Source organism: Natronoarchaeum mannanilyticum, from assembly GCF_039522665.1.
GTDB lineage: Archaea > Halobacteriota > Halobacteria > Halobacteriales > Natronoarchaeaceae > Natronoarchaeum > Natronoarchaeum mannanilyticum.
Window position 1 is genome coordinate 265,721 of the sequence record NZ_BAAADV010000004.1, and the last position, 22,245, is coordinate 287,965.

The following is a 22,245-nucleotide window of genomic DNA, read 5'->3' on the forward strand; positions in this document are numbered from 1 at the left end:
CTAATCCCACTTGTAGGCGATCTGTCCGACCACGTGGCGGCTCGTCAGCTCCGCGGACGCCTCGCTGTAGTCGAACAGATCCGTCATGTTCTCGATCGTCCGTTCCTTCACGGTCGCGGTCTCGGTGTCGGCCGGCGGGTCGTCCCACTGGCGCGGGTCGAAGTCCTCGTGGATGCGAGCGACGTCGTCCCAGTCGTAGCTCTCCAGCAGCGAGCGGATGATCGGGATGTCCGTCAGGTCGACGTCGCTCACCGAGAAGTCCTCGTTCCGGCGCTCCCACGCGTGGCGGTTCAGCGCCGTGATGATCTTCTCGGTGCGGAACTCCCGGACCGCGGGGCCGGGCTCGTCGCCGTCGTAGCTGTCCTCGTCGAACCGGCCCATGTGCTCGATCTCGAACACCTTCATCTTCAGCGGGTCCGGGTCGACGCGCTCGCCCCGATCGTTCGTGATGCGCTCGTCGGTCGCCCAGGCGTACACGTGCTGGATGTACTCCTCGACCGTCGACTCCTCGACGCGCTTGTCCCGCATCATGGCTTCGAGGACGTCGTCTTCCTGCTGCTGGAACACGTAGTTCTTCACCGGAACGACCCGGTTCTCGAACTCGGTGCGCTCGCCCGCCGAGAACACCGGCGCGTCGTCGAGATCTTCGGCCATCGCGTTGAGCACGTCCCGTGGCATCACGACGTCCTCGACCGGCAGCTCTGCGTGGTGGCGGTCCCGCTCGGTCTGGAGCAGGCTCGCCAGCTCGTCGCGCGTGTAGGTCACGGGGATGCCGTGCTCGCCGTTGGTCGCGTCCTCGAACTCGAACTCGTCCTTGTCGACGCGCTCGTCGCCGTCCTGCAGGTACCCCCGGTCGAACAGGATCGCCTTGTCGACCAGATCGACGCCGGCCGGCAGGTCGCCGTCGTCGAGTCGCGTGACGACGGCGTACATCGCGGCGGCCTCGACGGCGTGGGGCGCCAGCTCCCGTTCGGTGATCTCGCCGTCGGCGTCGCGCACCCGCAGCGAGATCGACTCGCGGATCTTCTCCTCGAGCTCCTCGTACCCGCGGGCCTCCCAGACCTCGGTCTCGCCGGTCAGCTCGCGGCGGATCAGCTCGGCCTCCAGCGAGTGGTTGGTGAGGTACGTGAACTCGTGCTTGTCGAGCCGGCGCTTGAGCGCCTTCAGCGGGTCGGTGCCGTTGCGGTCGGCGTGCTGGTTGAGCTGGGCGTCGAGGTCGGGGTTCGAGATGATCAGCATCTGCGTGTCGATGTCCATCCCGATCCCCTTGTCGAGCTTCACGGTGCCCTCGTCGGGCACGTTCAGCAGCTTCTGGAGCAGGTCGGCGTGCTGGGCGGCGTCCTCGACGATCGTCAGGAGGCCGTTGCCCTGCGAGAGCACGCCGTCGTAGCTGAACGCCTGCGGGTTCTTCCGCCCGCGCGAGTCCAGTTCCTGCAACATTCCCTGCATCCACGATCCGACGAGCCGCTGCTTGGGGTGGCCCTCGTCCTCGGAGTGGAGCACGCCGATCCCCTGCCCGACGCCGACGACGTAGTTCTTGACGCGCAGGTGCTGAGGATCGGTGATCGTCGCGAACAGCTCCTCGGCGCCGTTGCGGCGGTACTGCTCCTCGAGGTACTCGTAGGCCTCCCGCGAGAACGGGTCGAGGCGCTGGTCGACGTGGAGGTCGATGTGGTCCTCGGTCGTCTCGTTGAGCTCGGCGAGCAGCTCCTCGCGGACGTCGTCTGGGAACACCGACAGCGGATGAACCTGCACCGGGCTCTCGTACCAGTCGTCCTCGTCCTCGACGGCCTGGTCGCCGTAGCTGAGCCCGCGGCTCTCGACGGCGCCCTCGACGTTCCACTCGACCGTGTAGCGGCGTCCTTCCGGCGTTTTCGAGTACTCCCGGAGCCCGTTGATCAGGCAGCGCTTGAGCTCGGACTTGCCGGTCGCGGTCGGGCCGTCGAACCAGATGATCTTCTCGTTCTTTCCGCGCTCGGCCGCGATCGTCCGGAGGTCGTCGACGAACGCGTTGAGCACTTCGGTGTTGCCGAGGATGGCGTGTTCGCCGTCGTTGTGCGGATCGTCGAAGAAGCGGTAGCGCTCCGTCTCCTCGCCCTCCTCGACGACCGTGCGGGTGCCGGCGGCCTCGATCGCCTCCAGCAGGTACTTGCTGGCGTGGGAGGCGATCTTCGGGTTCTCGAAGATCTGGTCGACGTACTCCCCGAGGCTCATCGGCTCCTCGTAGGCGCCCTCGAGCGCGCGGTCGGCCGCGCTGACGTACTCGTCGCCTCGACTCATTATTCCTCCAGCTCCGATTTGGCGACCTCAGCGCCGGCGAACTCTAGCACCTCCCGCGCGCCGTCCTCGCTGTACCCCTGCTCGATCAGCGCGTCGATCCACTGGTTGCGCTCGTCGTCGTCGAACTCGTTGGCGCTGACCAGGGCGCTGAAGTTGATGTTGTGCTTCTTGTCCTCCCAGAGCTTCCGCTCGAGGGCGCGGCGCAGGCGCTCGTTGTCCTGCGGGTTGAACGCCTCGCCCTCGCGCGCTCTGCGCGACACCCAGTTCGAGACTTCCTGGCGGAAGTCGTCCTTGCGGTCCTCGGGGATGTCGAGTTTCTCCTCGACCGAGCGCAGGAACGTCTCGTCGGGCTCCTGTTCGCGGCCGGTGAGCTCGTCCTCGACGGTGTCGTCGTCGATGTAGGCCATCACGTGGTCCATGTACTTCTCGCCCTGGCGCTGGATCTCGTCGACGTCGTAGGCCAGCGCGTGGCGCACGTCCTCGATGGCGCGCTCGCGGTACTCCTCGCGGACGGTTTCGAGGTAGCGGTAGTACCGCTCGAAGTTCTCCTCGGGGATCGAGCCGTGGTGTTCGAGGTTCTCCTCGAAGAAGTTGAACACCGTCAGCGGCGAGAGGAACCCGCGCGAGCGGTGCTTGGAGTCCATGATCGCCTCGGCGATCTCGTCGCCGATGAACCGCGGCGAGATGCCGTCCATCCCCTCGCCGATCTCGGCCTTCTGTTCGGCCTCGTCGCGGAGCTTCTTGATGTCGATGTCGTCGGCCTCGTCGACCTCGCCGTTGTACGCCTTGGCCTTCTGGAGGAGGTCGACGAGCTCGGTGTCGGGCTCCTCGATCCGCGTCAGGACGCCGAACAGCCCCGCCATCTCCAGGGTGTGGGGCTCGACGTGGATGTCGGGCACGTCGGCGTTGCTCAGCATCTTGTCGTAGATGTCGGCCTCGTTCTCGTAGCTGAGGACGTACGGGAAGTCGATCCGCTTGGTGCGGTCGTTAAAGGCCTCCATCTTCTCGTCGCCCTTCTTGTCCTTGTACTCGGGCATGTTCGTCCGCCCGACGATCACCTGGTCGATGTCGATCCGGGGGTTGGACTTGGGCTTGATCGTCTGTTCCTGGGTGGCGTGCAGGAAGTCGTAGAGGAACTCCCGCTGGAGTTTCAGCAGCTCCTCGCCGGAGAACACGCCGCGGTTGGCGTTACAGAACGCGCCCGAGTAGTCGAACGCGCGCGGGTCGGACTCGCCGTAGACGGCGATCTTGCTGTAGTTGACGTCGCCCGTGAGTTCGGTCTCGTCCTGATTCTTCTTGTCCTTGGGCTCGAACGTCTCCAGGGCCTGGCGCTTGTTCTCGTCGGCGGTCAGCCGGATGATCTCGACGTGGTTCGCGAGAACCTCCTTGAGGTCGTCCTCGTAGTGGGCGAGCAGCCGGTCCATGTAGAACTCGCTTTCGGGATCGAGCGACTGCTCGTTGCGGATCGTGTAGGGGGCGTCGAGGCGCTCGTTGATCCCCTCGATGACGGACTCGCGCTGCTCCTGAGGGAGCAACACGAGCGGATCCTGGTTCATCGGCGACCGGACCGTGTCGTCGGCGGGGTCCTGGTCGTCGATCACGCTACAGAGGTTCGTCCAGCGGAACGTGTACATCCGCCCCTCGTCACGCAGCGTGTAGTCCTCAAAGTACTTGCGGACCTGCTTGTCGAAGTGGGATTTCCCCGACCCGACCGGCCCGAGCAGGAGCTTGATGCGGCGCTCGGGACCGAGACGCCGGGCGCCGCTTTTGACCTTGTTGACGAACTCGTGGATCGACTCGTGGACGACGCGACCGAAGAATCGGTTCTCGCCGTCGTGGAGCGGATCCTCCGAGGCCAGGCGGTACTCGACGACCCCGGTCTCCTCGTCGTACTCGGTGCCGTAGTGGTCGAACATGTCCGCCACCCGCTGGTGGGCGTTCCGGGCGATCTTCGGGTCCGCGTAGACCTCGTCGAGGTACCACTCGAAAGACTTGGTCTCCCGGAGGTCTTCGGGCATCGACTGCCTGTACTCCTGGCTCAGTTCGTCGAGGGTCTCTGTATCTCCTGACATTGTATCACTGGCGGCCGAGTTCCACCGATCGGTCCCGCAGCGGCGGTCATCCGCGAGAGAGTATCTCGCAGGGCGACGTGCGAAGCGCGCGGACGCCGCGCCGCGGCGTGGCCGACGCTCGACGGACGCGAACGGTCGGCACGACGACGCAGTCCGTCGGCCGAACGGCGACGCCGCTCTCCGAAGGACTGCGTTCGTGCGGCGACGCGAGGGCGAGCGGCGCGTTGGTCTGTCATGTGGTGTCGTTCCCCAAACCTCTCCGCGAGACGACGGCTTCGGCGGCGAACGACGACACGATACGACGCGAACGGGCTCGGGTGCGGGGTCCGGCGGGCGGCCACCGGGCGTGTACTATGTACAGGAGTCACGACGTATAAGTGTGTCCCCAAACCCTATTTACCAGCATACTCTCCCTTATAAAGCCTGTCGATATCGTGTCGTCGGAGCGGGCGACGATGGATCCTCATCGGTTGGTACGTCGACGCAGTTTATAATCAGCGGGGGCTGCGCGGCTGTCCGCGAGACGGGAATTCGAACGACGCGGCGCTGCTGGCGTCGCCGTCTTCAAAAATCCAGTAGCGACAGGCGATCAGCTTTCGCCGTCCGAGACGGGCATCAGCCGGAGGCCGGACGCCAGCGCCACGGCGGCGAACGTCAGGAGCACGAGCGCCGTCACCGGACGCCCGCCCGCGGTCGCCGCGTAGGTTCCGTACGCCAACCCGCCGGCGACCGCGGCGACGGTGACGGTGCCCGAAACGTGCGCGAGTTCGGCGCTTCGGGTCGCCGCGTTTCGCCCCACCTGTTCGCCGAGTTCGATCGCCCCGGTGCCGGCGTCCCACGCGAGCACGGCCAGCGCGGCGCCGACGAGCGTCGTCGGAACCGGTGCGCCGGCGACGCCGGCCAGCAGCGCCGCCAGGAACAGTCCGAACCCGCCGACCGAGACGAACGAGTGTTCGCCGCGCCGGACGCCGACCGCGAGCACGGTGACGCCCGGACCGCCCAGCGCCAGCGACGGGAGCGAGCCGGTCGCCAGCGCGACGGCGGCCGCGGCGCCCGCGAGGACGGCGATTCGCCCGCTCGTCCGCGTCGGCGATCGGTCGACGCCCGTCACGCCGACCACCTCTCGCCGGCCCGCGAGATCGCGGACGCCAGCGACTCGTTCCACTCCCAGTCGGCGACCCGAGCCCCCGATCGGCGTAGCTCCGAGAGCCGGAGTTCGCGCTCGACGTGGGCGACGGTTTGCCCCGAGGTCGCCGTCGCGGTCGGGTCGGGACTGATCGCGGTGACGAGATGGCCGCTGGCCTCCAGTAGCTTCGCCTGCTCGATCACGCCGTCGTCGCACAGCGGCGAGAACAGGATCACCTGGGAGTGGCTCGGCAGCTGGCGGCGCAGCGCCTGGACGCTGATCGGCCGCTGGATCAGGTCGTCGGCGGACTCGGCGGTCAGTAGCGGGTGCTCGACGAACAGCTCGCGCGCCTTCGCGCGGTGGTCCTCGCCGCTGCCCGGCGGGAGCCACGGGTCGGTCGCGCCGACGACCGCGACGCCGACCCGGTCGCCGCCCTCGACCAGCGAGGAGAACACCTGCATCGCCCCCTCGACCGATCGCTCGACGGCGCTGGGCGAGGCGTCGTCGGGCCGCAGCCACGCTTCGGTTCGCACGTCGATCAGCAGCACGACCGACGCCGCCCGCTCCTCGCGGAACTCGACGGTCGAGAGCTCACCCGTGCGGGCCTTCCGGTTCCAGTCGACCCGCGAGAGCGGGTCGCCGCGCTGGTACTCGCGGGTCGCGTAGAACTCGGTGCCGTCGCCGCCGATGTCGGTCTCGACGCGCCCGGCGTACGGTGTCGTCAGCGACTGCAGGGAGAGGTCGGTCGACGGCGGCAGCCCGCCGGGCGTGCAGTACACCTCGTCGTCGGTCGCCGACCGGACGCGTGCGTCGCGCTCGACGGCGCCGCTGTAGCCGCGAGCGATCGCTCGCACCGGCTCGAAGCCGTGGCGCCCCCGCTCGGCACCGATCGAGTAGGTCAGTTCGACGGTCTCGCCCGCCCCCAGTTCGGCCGCGAGCCGCGGCGTCCCCTCGACGACGTGCAGCTGCGCGGGGACGCCGTCGACGATCCGCAGGTCCGGGATCGCTTCGCCCTCGTTCGTGATTCGCACCGTGACCTCGACCTCCTCGCCCGGATCGGGCCGATCGTCGCCGAACGCGCGCTCGATCCGCAGATCGACCTCGGGCGGTCGGGCCGCGCGGGCGTAGGCGGCGTAGGCGACGCCGACCGCGCCGACGAGGAACGCCGCCGGCGACTGGGCGATCGCCCCGACGCCGATCGCCAGCAGCGCCGCGGCGTCGACGCCGTTCCACCGCCCGGTGAAACTGTCCTCGAACGACGCGAGCCGGTCCCTCGTCTCCGCTGCGTGGTCGGCGTCGCTGCCCGCTTCGCGGTCGCCCGGTACGGTGTCGGCGTCGCCGCCTGCCGTGCCGTCTCCGGCGTCGCTCTCGGCCGTGTCTGCCCCGGGTTCGGCGTCGTCCGACGCCGATGGTCGGTCGGACGGATCGTCGGTCTCTCCGACCACCGCCGCACCGCCGTCGGCGCGCTCGGATCCGCCGTCCGTCCGCCCCGATCCGCCACCTGTTCGTCCCGCCCCGTCGCTCGCTCGATCTTCGGTCACGATTCTGTCCTCCAGATCCGTTCGAGTTCGGCCGCCGCCCGCTCGGCGCGGACGCCGTAGGCCGATTTCTCGCTCCAGCGAATTTTCAGGCGGGTCGCGAACGGGACCCGGTCGGCGGCGTCGTCGCTGAAAAAGGCCGCTGCGAGCGGATCGTCCGTCCAGTCGCCGGCCGCCAGTCTGCGCTCGGCCTCGTCGGTCGACCAGTCGCGTCGCCGTTCGAGGACGGCGCGCGCGACCGGATCGAGGCGCGCTTCGACCTCCTTGCGACCCTCCAGCGAGTGGACCTCGAACGTCGCCGCCAGCGCCTCGTCGAAGCCGTCGCCCGGCGTCGGGACGCCAGAGACGAGTTCCGGATCGCCTGTGTCGGCGCCGGCGAGCGGCGATCGCCAGGCGTCGCGGGCGTAGCGGCCGCCCTGGAGCAGCGCGATGACGCCGACGGCGCCGACGTAGAACTGGCCGGCGGCCGCCGCCCCGCCGAGGGACGGGACGAGAAAGACGGCCAGTCCGGCGACCGCGAGTACAACGCCGAGCCCGGTGAGCGCGCGGCTGAAGTCGCTCACCGCTCGTCACCTCCGTGCTCGCGCTCGATCTCGCGGAGCGCCGCGACCGCACGCTCCTCGCGCTCCTCGGTGACCGGTCGGTCGCCGTAGCGCACCGCCTCGAACAGTTCGGTGAGCTCCGCGACCCGATCGCGGTCGAGCCCGGCGTCGGCAGCTGCGGCGGCGAACTCCGCGGGCGTGCTCGTCCGCGGGTTGCCGACGTCGACGCTCTCGGCCATCTCGCGCCAGGCGCGGTACACCTCGTTTTCGGCGCTATCCTCGGCGGATTCGATTCGGTCGGCCGCGCGCCCCGCGGCCTCGCCGATCGATTCGTCGTCGTCGCTCGCCTCCTCGGCGACCTCCGCGCGCGTGGTGTCGTCATCCCGCTGCCAGGGGATGTACTCCGCGCCGAAGACCGCGACCACCCCGACCAGCACCGCGCCGAACAGGGCGATGGTGACCAACATATTTCCACTTCCGACGGGGTCGCCCGGTCCGCCCCCGCCGCCGGGCGACACGTTAGCGCCGCCACCGCCGCCACCGCCGGACTCGTTGCCGGTCGGCATCGGGAACCCCTCGGGCGGCTGTAGTGCAGTGAGCCACAGGTGGTTGACGACGATGATCAACGCGATGATTCCGACGAGCACCGGGATGCCCTTGAGCGCCCACCGCTTGTCGCCGATGCCGCCGCCGTTGACCGCGTAGACGGCGAGCGCGAGTAGTGCGAACAGAACCCCCACGGCGACGAACGCAGCGGTAGTCGACCACGGGGGGTCGATCCCGCCGCCCGGCATCGCCATCGGGTTCGACTCGACGACGACGGCGTTCGACAGCGTCGCCGCTCCGAGCCCCAGGGCGGCGATACAGAGGCCGGCGGCGAGCGCGGGTCGGAGCGTGTCGGATTGCATGGTGTGAAAACTGACCGTCGGCGCCGTCCGAGCGACGCCGCCGCGTCAGTCGATTGACCGATCCTTCGGGTGACCCCGAAAAAAACGTACCGGTAGAGATTCACACCCGCCGGCGCGGCCGCCGACCGGAGGACGGACGACGTCCCGGCGGAGAGGGACAGGCTAAATAGTCCGGCCTCCCGAGTGACGTGCGATGGAATCGCTGCGCAGCGGCGACGGCCGCCGCGATCCGGCGGACGGACCGCTCGTGACCCGGCGCCGCGAACTCGCGGACGTGTCCCGGGGCGCCGTGCTCGACGCCTTCGAACCGCCGAGAGGCCTCTGGACGCCGCCGGACGGTCCGGCGATCGCCGGCTGGGGCGCGGCGTCGACGATCGCCGCGGACGGCCCGGATCGCTTCGCCGCGGTGCGCGAGGCCGCCGAGCGGCTGTTCTCGGGGCTGGACGCCGACGGCGAGGGGGCCGTCGCCCGTCCGCGACTGTTCGGCGGGTTCGCGTTTCACGACGATCACGATCCAGTCGGGCCCTGGGAGGGGTTTGCCGGCGCCCGGTTCGTCCTCCCGCAGGTGCAACTCGTCTGGGGTGACGACGCCGTCTGGCTGACCGTCGCGGCGGTCGACCCGCCCGAGTCCGACGCCGTCGATCGGCGTCTCGACGCCGTCGCCGAGGACATCGAGGCCGCGGCCGCAGAAACCCCCGGCGAGCCGCCCGGCGTCGTCGAACGCGAGCGGACGACCTCCCGCGAGGAGTGGCGGCGTCAGGTCCGGGCCGCCGTCGAGCGGATCGAGGGCGGCGGCCTCCGGAAGGTCGTGCTCGCTCAGGCGCTGTCGACTGATCTCGGCGCGCCGCTGTCGGTGCCCGACGCGATGGCTCGCCTCGGTCGCTCCTACCCGGACTGTCACCGATTTCTCGTCCAGCCAGAGGCGGGCGCGAGCTTCTTCGGCGCGACGCCCGAGCGACTCGTCGCGCTGTCGGGGCGGACGGTCAGAACCGAGGCGCTGGCGGGCTCGACCGGCCGGGGCGACACGCCCGAGGAGGACGAATGGCTCGCCAACGAGCTGCTCGACAGCGAGAAGGACATCCACGAGCACGAGCTGGTCGCCGAGGCGGTTCGCGAGCAGCTCGCCCCCTTCGCGGGCTCGATCCGGACCGGACAGCGCACGGTCCGAAAGCTCCCGACGGTCCAGCACCTCCAGACGCCGATCACCGCCGAGTTAGACGACGTCGAACACGTGCTCTCGCTGGTCGAGGCGCTCCACCCGACCCCCGCTGTCGGCGGGCTTCCCCCGGAAACCGCCTGGGAGACGATCAAGGAGACCGAGACGTTCGATCGGGGCTGGTACGCCGCCCCGGTCGGCTGGTTCGACGCCGCCGGCGACGGCGCGTTCGCCGTCGGCATCCGGTCGGCGCTCGCCCGGGGCGACCGGGCGACGCTCTTTGCCGGCGCCGGCATCGTCGCCGACAGCGACCCCGACCGCGAGTGGGACGAGGTACAGCTGAAGTACGGGCCGATGCTCGACGCGCTGGAGTGAGCCATGACTGCACCGAACCGAAACACGCTGTGGGCCGAGACGCTGATCGAGGAGCTGGTCGCCGGCGGCGTCGACGCGGTCTGCGTCGCGCCGGGCAGCCGCTCGACGCCGCTGACCGTCGCCGCCGCCGAGCACGCCGAACTCCGGGTCTTCTCGCATCTCGACGAGCGCTCCGCGGCGTACTTCGCCCTCGGGCGCGCCCGCCGGACCGGCGAGCCGACGCCGCTGATCTGCACCTCGGGAACCGCGGCGGCGAACTTCCACCCCGCCGTGATCGAGGCCAGTCAGGCGCGGGTCCCGATGATCCTTCTCACTGCCGACCGCCCGCCGGAACTCAGGGACAGCGGCGCCAACCAGACGATCGACCAGGAGAAGCTCTACGGCGACGCCGTGCGCTGGTACCGCGACCTGCCCGAACCCGAACCGACCGGGAGAAAGCTGCGACGGCTCAGGACCGACGCCGCCCGCGCGATCGCCGAGTCGACCGGCGTACCCGCCGGGCCGGTCCACCTCAACGTCCCGTTCCGGAAACCGCTGGAGCCGACCGAGGTGCCCGGCGACATCCGCGACGATCTCGCCGAGCGCGAACCGCTCGGCGCCGACGGGAGAGACGGGTCCTACGTCCGGACGGTCGGCGGCCGCCCGTCGCTCGACGACGCCGCGCTGGAGCGACTCGCCGACGAACTCGGGGCCGCCGACCGCGGCCTGATCGTCGCCGGGCCGGCGGACCCGCTCGCGGGAACCGACTCGAATCCGGGCGTCGATCCCGACGCAGTCGCCCGGCTCGCCAACGTAGCTGGGTTCCCGATCCTCGCGGACCCGCTCTCGGGGCTCCGGTTCGGCTCGCACGCCGACGCGGCGCCGGTGCTGGGCGGCTACGACGGCTACCTCGACGACCGGGTCGTCGGCGACTGGCCCGAGCCGGACGTCGTCGTTCGTTTCGGCGCGTCGCCGACGTCGAAGCCGCTCCGGAACTATCTGCGGGACGCCGACGCCCGCCAGATGCTGGTCGATCCCGCCGGCGAGTGGCGCGAGGCGACGTTCACCGCGACCGACGTCGTCGCGGCCGATCCCGAGCGGACGATCCGCGAGCTCGCTGACCGGCTGTCGGCGGACGCCACGGCGACGGCCGGCGACGTTTCCGGGTCCGCGGAGGAGTGGCGCGATCGCTGGCTCGCCGTCGAGCGCGACTACTGGGCGGCGATCGAGGGGCTCGACATCGACGAGTCCGGCGACGACGATCTGTACGAGGGCGACGAACTGTACGAGGGAGCGGTCGTCGCCGCCGCGGTCGAGCGCGCGCCCGACCCCGCGACCGTGTTCGTTTCCAATAGCATGCCGGTCCGCGACCTCGACCGGTTCGGCCGACCGCGCGAAGCCGACCTCTCGGTGCTGGGCAACCGCGGCGCCAGCGGCATCGACGGCATCGCGAGCACGGCTCTCGGAGCGGGTAGCGCGACCGACGACCCGCTCGTGCTCGTGACGGGCGATCTGGCGTACTACCACGACATGAACGGGCTGCTCGCCGTCGCTCGCTGCGGCGTCGACGCCACGATCGTCCTCATCAACAACGACGGCGGCGGCATCTTCCACCTGCTGCCGATCGAAGCGTTCGACCCGCCCTTCACCGAGCAGTTCAAGACGCCCCACGGGATCGATTTCGCGCCGACCGGCGAGCTCTACGGGCTCGACTTCTCCCGCGTCGAGACGATCGCTGCGTTCAGCGACGCCTACGACGCGTCGCTCTCCTCGTCAGGAACGCAAGTGATCGAGTTCCGGATCGACGGCGAGGCGAGCCACCGGACGCGAGAGGCGATCCGCGACGCCGTCTGCGAGCGGCTCGGGCGGTGAACTGCCGGGACGATCACTCTCCTACCACCGCAGCACGTACGCCACGGTGATCGAGTACCCGAGCGGGATCCAGCAGCCCAGCGCGGCGACGATCATCGGCACCGAGACGAGATCGTACCCCATCGACGCCACGGTCAGCGGCGCGAGCACGCTCCAGACGCCGAACACCGTCCCGCCGACCAGCGGCACCGTCAGAAGGTAGCTGATCAGCAGCAGCGTCAGCGCCGCGACGACGAGGTTGGTCAGCAGCGAGAACGCCGGCGTCACGCTGCTGTAGAGCAACGCGGGGTAGAGCAGCCCCAGGATCACGGTCTGGACGAGTTCGTTTCTGGTCAGCGACGGCCGCTCGCCGATGAACGATCGGTCGGTCGCCTCCCAGTCGTGGACCGTGTAGCTGCTGGAACCGGACCCCGAGGCCGCACCGCCGTCGGCACCTGTGCTCGACGACGCTCCGGCGGCGCCAGCACTCGACGCCGTTCGTCCGGCGTCGGCGCTCGACGCCGACCCGGCCGTTTCGCCGGTTGCACCATCCGTCCCGTCCCGCTCCTGTCCCTCGCCGCCGACCGTCCACGACGCGTCGGCCCGCCGCTCGTGAGCGCGACGCCGACGCCGCTGCCTGCGGTGCTGGCTCGATTCGTACTCGTCGTCGGCGCCGGCCGCCGACCGGGCGCGCTCCCAGGTCGAGGACGTTCCGGACGCACTCGATCCGCCCGCGTCCGACCGGCTCGCGCCTCCCCCGGAGTCGGTCCCGTCGCCCCCGCCGGCGTTCGTCCACGGCGAGCGCTCGTTGTCGGCCGCGTTGGTGCCGTCGAGGTGGCGAACGTACGCGTCGTGGCCCAGCCGATCGTAGCGCGCCCGCTCGGTCTCGTCGCCGAGCACCTCCTCGGCGCGGGTGACCGCCTTGAATCGCTCGGCGGCGTCGTCGCGGTCGCTGACGTCCGGGTGGTACTCCTTGACTTTCTCCCGGTAGGCCGCCGTGATCTCCTCCTGGTCGGCGGTTTCGGACACGCCGAGCACGTCGTAGAACGATTCCGTCATCGGTGGCGGGGAGTGTTACCTCGGCGATATGTCGCACCGCGACAAAAACCGTTCGGTGGCTCGACCCCGATGCCGGGAAGCGTCGGGCTCGGTCGATCTTGAGCCGGGCGTCGCCGCGGTCTCACTCCACTCGAAGTTTGTCGTCGTCGTACAGATCGATCAGGGTATCCTGCAGCGCCGTCTTCTGATCGTCCGAGAACGACCGCAGCGGGCTCCGCATCGGCCCGACGTCGAACCCCCGCAGGTCGAGGGCGGCCTTGACCCCGGCGAGGAAGGGCCCCTGCTGCATCGCGTCCAGCAGGTCCGAAAGGTCGCCCTGCAGTTCCCGGGCGCGCTCGTCGTCGCCCGCGCGAGCCGCCTCGTAGAGCTCGACGGCGATCTCCGGGAAGGCGTTGGCGACCGACAGCACCGCGCCGTCGCAGCCCAGCGAGAGGCCGGCGTGGGCCAATCGGTTCGCCCCGACGAGGTAGGTGAACTCGGGATGCTCGCGGAGGCAACGCTCCATCTGCACGACGTCCTCGCTGGTGTCTTTGAGCCCCGCGATCCCCTCGATTTCGGCGATGCGGTCGAGTGCGGCGGGCGAGATCTCGTTGCCCGTCATGTCGGGGAACGTGTACGCGTAGACCGGAGTGTCGACCGCGTCGGCGACGCGGCGATAGTGCTCGACGAGGCCGTCGTCGTCGACCGGGAAGTAGTACGGCACCACGACGACGAGCCCGTCCGCACCGGCCATCTCGGCAGCGTGGGCGCGCTCGATCGTCTCGCGGGTGCTTTCGGCGCCGACGCCCGCCAGCACGGGCACCTCGTCGCCGACCTCGTCGACGACGACCTCGACGACGCGGTCGCGCTCCTCGGCGGTCAGCAGCGGGAACTCCCCGTTCGTCCCGAGCGCGAAGACGCCGTGGACGCCGCGGTCGACGAGGAATCGCGCGTGGTTGGCCGTGGCCGCTTCGTCGATCGACTCGTCCTCGTCGAACGCGGTGATCATCGGCGGCACGACGCCGTGGAGGCCCAGCGGATCGTCGGCGCCGGGGTCGTCCGCGCTCATCGGTTCTCACCCTTGCTCGACCGGCAAAGATCGGTATCGGTCATCTGTCTCGGGCGACGCTACGGCGGCCGCACGTCTAATCGTTTGGCTGGCGGCAGGGCGAAACCGACGCCGGGACGGCAACCTATTTGCCCGTACCGCCCCGAGTCACGCGAAAATGGTCTCGGAGATCTTCGACCCCGAGCGCTGGGAGCCGATCGAAGCGTTCGACTTCGACGACGTCACCTACCACCGCTCCGATTCGGGCCACACCGTCCGGATCGCGTTCGACCGGCCCGAAAAACGGAACGCCTTCCGGCCCAAAACTGTCGACGAGCTGTACGACGCGCTCGATCACGCCAAGCGCCAGACCGACGTGGGCTGCGTGCTGCTGACGGGCAACGGACCGTCCCCCGACGACGGCGGCTGGGCCTTCTCCTCGGGCGGCGACCAGGGGATCCGCGGCGCGGACGGCTACGAGTACGAGGGCGACGAGGAGCGCGCCAGCGAACACGGGCGCTTGCACATCCTCGAAGTCCAGCGCCTCATTCGGCACATTCCCAAGGTCGTCGTCGCGGTCGTGCCGGGCTGGGCGGTCGGCGGCGGCCACAGCCTGCACGTCGTCTGCGACCTGACGATCGCCAGCGAGGACTACGCCAAGTTCCTCCAGACCGACCCCGACGTCGGCAGCTTCGACGCCGGGTTCGGGTCGGCGTACCTCGCGCGCCAGATCGGCCAGAAGAAGGCCCGCGAGGTGTTCTTCCTCGGGAAAACCTACAGCGCCGAGGAGGCCGCGGACATGGGAATGGTCAACGAGGCGGTTCCCCACGAGGAACTGGAGGAGCGCGCTCTGGAGTGGGGCGAGCGGATCAACGCCAAGAGCCCGACGGCGATGCGGATGCTCAAGTACGCGTTCAATCTCGACTCGGACGGGCTGGTCGGGCAGCAGGTCTTTGCGGGCGAGGCGACCCGGCTGGGCTACATGACCGACGAGGCCCAGGAGGGACGGGACGCGTTCAACGAGGGGCGAGAGCCGGACTTCGACGAGTTCCCCTGGAAGTACTGATTCGGCGCCGAGCGACGCTACGCGAGCACGCTTTTCGACCGGGACGGACGCCGCGTCCCGCGGTACCGACGTTCTCTGCAGTGTCGTCTCTCTGCGTTTCGCGAGAGCCGCCGATCTAGCAGAGGGCGCCATCGTCGCCGCCCCGGCGACCGATTCTCGGCGAGGGGTGTGATTCCACCGACAGTTTTAATGCCAGGGGTGTAAAGAACGTTTTACTGTAAAGGAGTGTTTACACCCGATGCCCCTCGACCACCCTGCCCCACCACCGACGTCCACGACCGCCCGAACTGGTGTCGCGAGTCGCGGAGCCGCTACTCTCCCGGCGGTGACCAGCCTATGACCGAGGACGCGATCGTCGCCGACGGGCTGACGAAGCGCTTCGGCGAGAAAACGGCGGTGAACGACGTCTCGCTGTCGATCCCGAGAGGAACGGTCTACGGATTCCTGGGCCCGAACGGCGCCGGCAAGACGACCACGATGCGGATGCTGACCGCGCTCACCGAGCCCACGGCCGGGTCGGCGACGGTCGCCGGCGTCCCGGTGTCGAACCGCCGCCAGCTCACCCGACACATCGGGTACCTGCCCGCGGATCCGCCGGTCTTCGACGAGCTCACCGCCTGGGAGCAGCTCCGCCACGTCGCTCGACTTCACGGCGTGTCCGACGGCGACGCCGACGAGCGCATCGAGACGCTGCTCGACCGCTTCGATCTCCTCGCCGACGCCGACGATCGAATCGCGTCGTACTCGACGGGCATGGCCAAGAAGGTCGGGATCATCGCGGCGCTGTTCCACGAGCCCGACGTCGTCTTCCTCGACGAGCCCACGAGCGGCCTCGATCCGCGCGCGGCTCGTACCGTTCGGGACACGATCGCCGATCTCGTCACCCGGGAGATGACCGTCTTCCTCTCGACGCACATCCTCCCGATCGTCGACGAGCTCGCCGACACGATCGGCGTCATCAACGAGGGCGAACTCGTCGCGGAGGCGCCGCCCGCCGAACTCAAAACGTTGGCGGACGAGTCGCCGGACCTCGAAACCGCCTTCCTCGAGATCACCGCCGAACGGGATCGCGACGCCACGGACGGTCGGTCGGCGGGGTCCGGGGCCACGGCCGCCGAGGGCCCCACCGATGTCTGAGAAGTCGTCCGGCCTCTCGGACGCCTCCTCGCCCGCGACGACGCCGGCTCGGCATCACGACGAAGAGTCGCAGCGGCGGCTTCGCGACGTCGTGCCGTCGCCGCGACCGAGCGTAGAGGTCGCGAGAGTCGAGCTCCTCCGCGGGTACCGCTGGGTGAGACACCAGGACCTCTGGCTCGCGTTCACCGTTCTGATGGGCTTCGTCGGCGCGTTCTTGCTCCTCGAAACGTTCGACGCCGCCCGATCCGTCGGCGCGAACATCTCCGCTGGCGCACCCCTCCCCTCGTGGCCGGTGACGGCCACGAGCGTCGTCTGGCTCTTCCTGACGATCCTCCTCGTGGCCGACAGCCTGGGCGGTAACGGCGACCTCGACAACGACAACCAGTACCTCACGATCCGGCCCGTCGCGGACGTCGCCGGGGGACTGATGCTCGCCGCGGCGGCCAAGTTCTCCGTCTACACGATCGGGCTCGGGGCCGCTGTCGGCGCCGGGCTAGTCGCGGGGACCGGCTCGTTGCGGCCCCTGCTCGGAATCGCCGCCGTGGCGGCCGCCATTCCGGTTACGGCGACCGCGGTCGGCTATCCGATCGGCTTCGCGCTCAAGGGCGTCGCTCGGCGGTCGCGGAACCTCCAGCGGCTCACGACCGTCCTCGGCGTCGGCGTCGGATCGGCGTACGTCGTCCTCTCGGTGACCGGCAAGCTCTTGACGATCGTCCGGCTGCTGGAGCCGGTTCTGCAGTCCCCGCCGCTGGCGTGGTTCGCTCGGCTCGCGTTCGTCACGACGCCCGGGGCCGGCGTCGACGCCGCCGGCGCCGTCGCGCTACTCGCGCTCGCGCCGGTCGTCACCGTCGCGGGAACCGCGTTCGCGGCGCCCGCGGCGCGGTACGCGTGGCTCGCTGACGGCCCCGCGCCGGGCGCCGACGACGAGGAATCCGGGCTTCCGACGGCGCCGAACTCCCGTCTCGACGCCGCGCTCGCGGCCGTCTGTCGAGCGCCCGCCACGCGGGGCATCGCGAGCACGACGCTCCACCGCGCGGTGCGCTCGCCGTTCCAGTTCGTGTTCGTCGCCCCGCCGCTCCTCGCTGCGATCGCCTTCGTCGAAACGGCGGTGACGACCGGGTCGGTGCCGTGGTACGTGCCGTGGTTCGTCGTCTGGTACGGCGCGTGGGCGTCCGGCGCCGTGCTGCCGTTGAACCCGCTGGGGAATCAGGGCGCGGTGCTGTCGACGCTGCTGACCTCGCCCGCGCGCGGCCGCCACGTCGTCCGCGGCAACGTCGTCGCGGCGTCGCTCGCGGGCGTCCCGCTGACCGCGGGCATCGCCGTCGCCGCGGGGCAGGTCGCCGGCGCCCCTCTTCGGGAGTTGCTCGGCCTCAGCGTGGCCGGAGGCGCTGCGGTCGTCGGCAGCGCGATCGTCGCCACCGGCATCGGCTCCGCGTTCCCGCGGTTCGATGCGGTCAGTCTCGACGCCGCCAGACGGGCGGTGCCGCCGAGCAAGCGCGCCTACAGCATCTTCTCGACGTACCTGAGCGTCACCGTGCTCGCGGTGGCGGTCGTCGCCGACGAGACGGCGCGCGCGGTCGCCGCCCTCGTGCTCTCCCAGCGGCTTCCGTTCGGTCTCGACGTCGGCGTCGATGCGCTGCGAACGATCGGCTGGGTCGCGATCGGCCTGAGCGTCCTCTCGATCCCTGCCGCGTACCGGCTCGCCGTTCGTCGCATCGAGACGTATCGGGTCGCGTGAGGTCGGCGGGACGCCGAGCGCCAATTTTAATACCGGGTGTAAAAGACGCTTTACTATCAACGCTCGCTCGCCATGACGACCATCACAGTGATGCCGCGACTCGGACGGCAGACGTACAGGCGGCTCGTGTACGGGATCGCCGGCGTAGCCGTTCTCGGGCTGTTCGTCGGGATCGCACTCGATCGCCACTTCGTCGGTGCGGTCGTTTACTTGCTCGGCGCGTGGATCGGCGGCGCGCTCGCGGTGCTCCTCCCGCGGTGGAGCGACCGAACGCTTCAGGACGAGCGGGACTACGAGTTACACAACCGCGCCAGCGGACTGGCGGTCGGGATCGCGATGGCGCTGGGCCTGAGCGCGCTTCCGGCGCTGTACGTCCTCGACGCCGGCGGCCAGTTCGAGATCACGGGAGCGGTCTCCGGCGTGGTCCTCACCCTCTCTGGGCTGTTCCTGTTGTACGGCATCTGTTACGGAATCGTCAAATAGCGCACTCTCATGCAGAACAATCTCTCCGAACGACGCGAGGCCGAGGGCATCAGTCAGGGCGAGCTCGCCGAGGCCGTCGACGTCACCCGGCAGACGATCAACGCGATCGAACGCAACCGGTACGATCCGTCCCTGGAGCTCGCGTTCGATCTCGCGACCCACTTCGACTGCGCCATCGAGGACATCTTCGACCCCGACGGCGGCGAGGACTGAGGGGAGTTTCGGACGCCGATCAACCCGTGGCGCGAGATGCCAACCTTAACACGCAATCGCTCCCGAACGTCGGACAATGAGTACCGACGTGAGCCGGGGCCGAGCGTGGCTGATGGCCACCCGCCCCCAGACGCTGCCCGCGGGCGCCGCGCCGGTCGTCGTCGGCGCCGCGATCGCGGTCCACGAGGGCGTGTTCGCGCCCTGGCCCGCACTCGCGGCGCTGGTCGGCGCGCTGCTGATCCAGATCGGGACGAACTTCGCGAACGACTACTACGACGCCGTCAAGGGCGTCGACGACGAGAACCGCGAGGGCTTTACTCGCGTCACCCAGTCCGGGCTGATCCCGGCGAAACAGGTCAAGCTCGCGATGGCCGCCACGTTCGGGCTGGCGATTCTCCTGGGAACGTACCTGGTCTACGTCGGCGGCCTCCCGATCCTGGTGATCGGCCTCGCCAGCGTCGCGAGCGGCTACGCCTACGCGGGCGGTCCCTACCCGTTGGGCTCCCACGGCCTCGGCGACCTGTTCGTGTTCGTCTTCTTCGGCGTCGTCGCCGTCGTCGGGACGGTGTACGTGCAGGCCGCGGCCGTCCTCGCCGACCCGCTGGCGACGACGATCCCCGCGGGCACGATTCCCGCCGTCGCGGTGCTCGCGAGCCTGCCGGTCGCCGCGATCTCGACGAACATCATCGTCGTCAACAACGTGCGCGACATGGAGACCGACCGCGAGGCCGGCAAGCACACGCTGGCCGTGCTGATCGGCTACCGCTGGAGCCGCGTCGAGTACGTCGGCCTGCTGGCGCTGGCCTACGCCGTCCCGGTCTACCTCTGGGCGACCCGCGACGCGTTCGGTCCCGGCGTCCTGCTGCCGCTGCTCACCCTCCCGCTGGCCGCGAGCGTCGCCCGAACCGTCTGCACGCGCACCGACGGCGAGGCGCTCAACCCCGCGCTGGAACGCACGGGCCAGCTACTCGCGGCTTTCTCGGCGCTGTTCGCGGTCGGGGTGGTCGTCTGATGGACGCCGAGCTCCGGGAGTTCGCGGTCGACCTCGCCGCACCGCTGGAGACCGCTTCGGGAACGATCGAGCGCCGCGAGGGCGTCCTGCTTCGCGTGTCCGAAGTGGCCGCCGCGGGCGTCGGCGAGGCGACGCCGCTGCCCGGCTGGACGGAGTCGCCGGCGACCTGTCGCGACCGCCTCGACGCGGCGAAGCGTCGCCTGAACGACGACGATCCGGCGGCCGCCCTCGAAGCCGTCGAGGGCGCCCCTGCAGCGCGCCACGCGGTCCACCTCGCGCTCGCTGACCTCCGGGCCCGACAGGACGGCGTCCCGCTGTACCGCTATCTCGGCTCGGTCGGGCGCGTCGAGCGCGTGCCGGTCAACGCGACGATCGGCGTCGGATCGCCCGACGAGGTCGCTGCGGCCGCCCAGGGAGCGGTCGACCGCGGATTTCGGTGTCTCAAACTCAAGGTAGGGTCCGGCGCCGTCGCGGAGGATACCGAGCGCGTCGCCGCCGTCCGCGAGGCGCTCCCGCGCGGGGTCGCGCTCCGAACGGACGCCAACGGCGCCTGGGATCGCGAGCAGGCGAGCGAGGCGCTCCGTGCGTTCGCCGACAGCGACGTCGAGTACGTCGAGCAACCGCTCGACTCCGACGACCTGTCGGGCCACGCCGACCTCCGCCGGGAATCGCCCGGCGTCGGCGTCGCGCTCGACGAGTCGCTGCGGACGGCGTCGATCGACGACGTGCTCGAAGCCGACGCGGCGGACGTCGTCGTGCTCAAACCGATGGTGCTGGGCGGCCTCGACCGTGCCCGCCGAGCAGCGCTACGCGCGCGCCGTGCCGGCGTCGCCCCGGTCGTCACGACCACCGTCGACGCCGTCGTCGCGCGCACAGGTGCGATCCACCTCGCGGCGTCGATTCCGGGCATCGAACCCTGCGGGCTGGCGACCGCCGATCGGCTCGCGGAGGACCTCGCTCCGGACCCCGCCCCCGTCGAGAGCGGCGATATCGCGGTCCCGCAGGACGACGGGCTCGGGACCGACGGGCCGTGGAGCGGAGGTGTCGACGCGTGACGACCTGGCCCCAGTCGGACTGGCTCGCCGCCCGCGCCGCGGCGTCGCCCGACGCGCTCGCCGTGATCGACGCCGACGAGAGCGCCGGTAGTGACGCCGACGCGGGTGACGGGGCCGACGCCCGCTGGACCTACGCCGACCTTGACGCCGCGACCGACGCCGTCGCCCGATCGCTCGCGGCCCGCGGCGTCGGCCCCGGCGACCACGTCGGGACGCTGCTCGACACCGGCCTCCCGTTCGTGCTGGTCGTCCACGCCCTCGACCGGCTGGGCGCCGTGCTCGTCCCGCTGAACGTCCGGCACACGCCCGGCGAACTCGCGCGAGCGTGCGACAAAGCCGACGTGACGACGCTGCTGTGCGACGCCGACACCGAGTCGAGCGCGAGCGAGGCCGCCGAGCGGTGCGACGAAGCGCCCGACGTCGTCCCGATCGACGCGATCGCACCGGCGGATCCGTCCCTCGACGCGACCGGCCCGGACGCGACGCAGCCGGACGCCGACGCCGGATCTCTTCCGACCGTCGAGCGATCGCCCGCCGACGTGCGCGTCGTCCTGTTCACCTCGGGCACTACCGGCGAGCCGAAGGCCGTCCCGCTGACGGCGGGCAACCTGCTCGCCAGCGCCGTCGCGTCGGCGTTCCGGCTCGGCGTCGCGCCCGACGACCGCTGGCTCTGCTGTCTCCCGATGTACCACATGGGCGGGCTGGCGCCGGTCCTGCGGTCGACGCTGTACGGCACGACCGTCGTCCTCCAGTCCGAGTTCGACGCCGAGCGCACGCCGACCGTCGCCCGCGAGCGCGGCGTCACCGGCGTCTCGCTGGTGCCGACGATGCTCCAGCGGATCTTGGATAGGGATGCCGCTCCCGATCTCCCCGACACGCTGCGATTCGTACTACTCGGCGGCGCGCCCGCCGGCGCCGACCTGATCGCGGACTGCGAGCGCCGCGACGTTCCCGTCCACCCGACGTTCGGGATGACCGAGACGGCCTCGCAGGTCGCCACGGCGACCCCGAGGGAAGCGTTCGAGCACGAGGGGACCGTCGGCCGCCCGCTGTTCGGAACGACGGTGACGGTCGTCGACGAGGACGGCGACCCGCTGCCGGCCGGCGAGACGGGCGAGCTCGTCGTCGACGGCCCGACCGTGACGCCGGGGTACTACGGCGACTCCGCGGCGACCGAGGCGTCGTTCGGCGCGCACGGGCTGCACACCGGCGACGTGGGCTACCGCGACGATGGCGGGCGCCTGTGGGTGCTCAACCGTCGCGACGACCGGATCGTCACCGGCGGCGAGAACGTCGATCCCGGCGAGGTAGTGGGGGCGCTCCGCGAACACCCGAAGATCCGCGACGCGGCGGTCGTCGGCCTCGACGACGCGGAGTGGGGCGAGCGCGTCGCCGCGCTCGTCGTCCCCGAGCGAGACGCGGACGAAGGTGCGAACGCGGCGTCAGTCGCGCTCGACGCCGACGCGGTGCGCGAGCACTGCCGCGAGCGACTGGCGGGGTACAAGCTCCCGAGAACGGTGACATTTGCGGACGAACTCCCCAGAACGGCGTCGGGGACAGTCGACCGAGAGCGCGTCCGCGCGGCGCTCCGGGGCGCGGAGTAGCGACTGGCAGGCGAGGGCGTCGGC

Annotated in this window: 18 protein-coding genes; 10 read left to right on the forward strand and 8 right to left on the reverse strand. The window is 70.4% G+C overall.

Annotated features, from left to right (window positions below):
* From ABDZ81_RS12115 to ABDZ81_RS12140, 6 genes are all read right to left on the reverse strand, one after another.
* Positions 1–2,280 (reverse strand): PrkA family serine protein kinase, encoded by a 2,280-nt coding sequence (locus ABDZ81_RS12115; RefSeq protein WP_343774242.1) that lies wholly within the window; start codon positions 2,278–2,280, stop codon positions 1–3.
* The gene (locus tag ABDZ81_RS12120; RefSeq protein WP_343774243.1) at positions 2,280–4,352 is read right to left on the reverse strand and encodes a PrkA family serine protein kinase; all 2,073 of its coding nucleotides are present in this window, start codon (positions 4,350–4,352) and stop codon (positions 2,280–2,282) included. The genes ABDZ81_RS12115 and ABDZ81_RS12120 overlap by 1 nt, the downstream gene beginning before the upstream one ends.
* A gap of 589 nt (positions 4,353–4,941) precedes the next feature.
* On the reverse strand, positions 4,942–5,517 hold the full coding sequence (locus ABDZ81_RS12125; protein ID WP_343774244.1) for a DUF7519 family protein: 576 nt from the start codon (positions 5,515–5,517) through the stop codon (positions 4,942–4,944).
* Positions 5,460–7,019, reverse strand: a complete 1,560-nt coding sequence (locus ABDZ81_RS12130) for a DUF58 domain-containing protein (RefSeq protein WP_343774245.1) — start codon at positions 7,017–7,019, stop codon at positions 5,460–5,462. Before ABDZ81_RS12130 ends, ABDZ81_RS12125 begins: the two co-directional genes overlap by 58 nt.
* Positions 7,016–7,579: a DUF7269 family protein gene (locus ABDZ81_RS12135; protein WP_343774246.1), complete on the reverse strand. Its 564-nt coding sequence runs from the start codon at positions 7,577–7,579 to the stop codon at positions 7,016–7,018. Before ABDZ81_RS12135 ends, ABDZ81_RS12130 begins: the two co-directional genes overlap by 4 nt.
* Positions 7,576–8,466 (reverse strand): DUF4129 domain-containing protein, encoded by an 891-nt coding sequence (locus ABDZ81_RS12140; protein ID WP_343774247.1) that lies wholly within the window; start codon positions 8,464–8,466, stop codon positions 7,576–7,578. The genes ABDZ81_RS12135 and ABDZ81_RS12140 overlap by 4 nt, the downstream gene beginning before the upstream one ends.
* 193 nt (positions 8,467–8,659) lie before the next feature.
* Between ABDZ81_RS12140 and ABDZ81_RS12145 the strand changes: the two genes are divergently transcribed.
* Entirely contained in the window at positions 8,660–9,997 is a 1,338-nt protein-coding gene (locus ABDZ81_RS12145; protein WP_343774248.1) for an isochorismate synthase, read from the forward strand.
* 3 nt (positions 9,998–10,000) lie between these two features.
* Complete coding sequence (gene menD / locus ABDZ81_RS12150) at positions 10,001–11,848, forward strand: 2-succinyl-5-enolpyruvyl-6-hydroxy-3-cyclohexene-1-carboxylic-acid synthase (protein WP_343774249.1); 1,848 nt, start codon at positions 10,001–10,003, stop codon at positions 11,846–11,848.
* 21 nt (positions 11,849–11,869) lie between these two features.
* On the opposite strand, the gene ABDZ81_RS12155 is transcribed toward menD, so the two are convergent.
* Positions 11,870–12,886 carry a DnaJ domain-containing protein gene (locus tag ABDZ81_RS12155; RefSeq protein WP_343774250.1) on the reverse strand — a complete coding sequence of 339 codons (1,017 nt, stop codon included), beginning with the start codon at positions 12,884–12,886 and terminating at the stop codon, positions 11,870–11,872.
* Positions 12,887–13,007: 121 nt separating this feature from the next.
* A complete protein-coding gene (locus ABDZ81_RS12160; RefSeq protein ID WP_343774251.1) occupies positions 13,008–13,934 on the reverse strand; it encodes a dihydrodipicolinate synthase family protein in 927 nt (308 codons plus the stop codon).
* Positions 13,935–14,091: 157 nt separating this feature from the next.
* Here ABDZ81_RS12160 and ABDZ81_RS12165 point away from each other — a divergent pair, with 157 nt between their 5' ends.
* From ABDZ81_RS12165 to ABDZ81_RS12200, 8 genes are all read left to right on the forward strand, one after another.
* Positions 14,092–14,979 carry a 1,4-dihydroxy-2-naphthoyl-CoA synthase gene (locus tag ABDZ81_RS12165; protein ID WP_343774252.1) on the forward strand — a complete coding sequence of 296 codons (888 nt, stop codon included), beginning with the start codon at positions 14,092–14,094 and terminating at the stop codon, positions 14,977–14,979.
* 336 nt (positions 14,980–15,315) lie between these two features.
* On the forward strand, positions 15,316–16,116 hold the full coding sequence (locus ABDZ81_RS12170; protein ID WP_343774253.1) for an ABC transporter ATP-binding protein: 801 nt from the start codon (positions 15,316–15,318) through the stop codon (positions 16,114–16,116).
* The gene (locus tag ABDZ81_RS12175; protein WP_343774254.1) at positions 16,109–17,854 is read left to right on the forward strand and encodes a hypothetical protein; all 1,746 of its coding nucleotides are present in this window, start codon (positions 16,109–16,111) and stop codon (positions 17,852–17,854) included. The genes ABDZ81_RS12170 and ABDZ81_RS12175 overlap by 8 nt, the downstream gene beginning before the upstream one ends.
* A 72-nt stretch (positions 17,855–17,926) precedes the next feature.
* Complete coding sequence (locus ABDZ81_RS12180; protein ID WP_343774255.1) at positions 17,927–18,337, forward strand: DUF2178 domain-containing protein; 411 nt, start codon at positions 17,927–17,929, stop codon at positions 18,335–18,337.
* Between the two features lie 9 nt (positions 18,338–18,346).
* Positions 18,347–18,550 carry a helix-turn-helix transcriptional regulator gene (locus ABDZ81_RS12185; protein WP_343774256.1) on the forward strand — a complete coding sequence of 68 codons (204 nt, stop codon included), beginning with the start codon at positions 18,347–18,349 and terminating at the stop codon, positions 18,548–18,550.
* A gap of 76 nt (positions 18,551–18,626) precedes the next feature.
* A complete protein-coding gene (locus tag ABDZ81_RS12190) occupies positions 18,627–19,562 on the forward strand; it encodes a 1,4-dihydroxy-2-naphthoate polyprenyltransferase (protein WP_343774257.1) in 936 nt (311 codons plus the stop codon).
* Positions 19,562–20,617, forward strand: a complete 1,056-nt coding sequence (gene menC / locus ABDZ81_RS12195) for an o-succinylbenzoate synthase (protein WP_343774258.1) — start codon at positions 19,562–19,564, stop codon at positions 20,615–20,617. Before ABDZ81_RS12190 ends, menC begins: the two co-directional genes overlap by 1 nt.
* Positions 20,614–22,221 carry a class I adenylate-forming enzyme family protein gene (locus tag ABDZ81_RS12200; protein ID WP_343774259.1) on the forward strand — a complete coding sequence of 536 codons (1,608 nt, stop codon included), beginning with the start codon at positions 20,614–20,616 and terminating at the stop codon, positions 22,219–22,221. The genes menC and ABDZ81_RS12200 overlap by 4 nt, the downstream gene beginning before the upstream one ends.
* Positions 22,222–22,245 lie beyond the last annotated feature (24 nt).

Bases quoted from the DNA above. Each gene is read 5' to 3' on its own strand.
- menC (WP_343774258.1), top strand. From the start codon at position 19,562: ATGGACGCCGAGCTCCGGGAGTTCGCGGTCGACCTCGCCGCACCGCTG.
- ABDZ81_RS12185 (WP_343774256.1), top strand. From the start codon at position 18,347: ATGCAGAACAATCTCTCCGAACGACGCGAGGCCGAGGGCATCAGTCAG.
- ABDZ81_RS12170 (WP_343774253.1), top strand. From the start codon at position 15,316: ATGACCGAGGACGCGATCGTCGCCGACGGGCTGACGAAGCGCTTCGGC.
- ABDZ81_RS12175 (WP_343774254.1), top strand. From the start codon at position 16,109: ATGTCTGAGAAGTCGTCCGGCCTCTCGGACGCCTCCTCGCCCGCGACG.
- ABDZ81_RS12190 (WP_343774257.1), top strand. From the start codon at position 18,627: ATGAGTACCGACGTGAGCCGGGGCCGAGCGTGGCTGATGGCCACCCGC.
- ABDZ81_RS12155 (WP_343774250.1), bottom strand. From the start codon at position 12,886: ATGACGGAATCGTTCTACGACGTGCTCGGCGTGTCCGAAACCGCCGAC.
- ABDZ81_RS12140 (WP_343774247.1), bottom strand. From the start codon at position 8,466: ATGCAATCCGACACGCTCCGACCCGCGCTCGCCGCCGGCCTCTGTATC.
- ABDZ81_RS12145 (WP_343774248.1), top strand. From the start codon at position 8,660: ATGGAATCGCTGCGCAGCGGCGACGGCCGCCGCGATCCGGCGGACGGA.
- ABDZ81_RS12120 (WP_343774243.1), bottom strand. From the start codon at position 4,352: ATGTCAGGAGATACAGAGACCCTCGACGAACTGAGCCAGGAGTACAGG.
- ABDZ81_RS12160 (WP_343774251.1), bottom strand. From the start codon at position 13,934: ATGAGCGCGGACGACCCCGGCGCCGACGATCCGCTGGGCCTCCACGGC.
- ABDZ81_RS12115 (WP_343774242.1), bottom strand. From the start codon at position 2,280: ATGAGTCGAGGCGACGAGTACGTCAGCGCGGCCGACCGCGCGCTCGAG.
- ABDZ81_RS12165 (WP_343774252.1), top strand. From the start codon at position 14,092: ATGGTCTCGGAGATCTTCGACCCCGAGCGCTGGGAGCCGATCGAAGCG.
- menD (WP_343774249.1), top strand. From the start codon at position 10,001: ATGACTGCACCGAACCGAAACACGCTGTGGGCCGAGACGCTGATCGAG.
- ABDZ81_RS12180 (WP_343774255.1), top strand. From the start codon at position 17,927: ATGACGACCATCACAGTGATGCCGCGACTCGGACGGCAGACGTACAGG.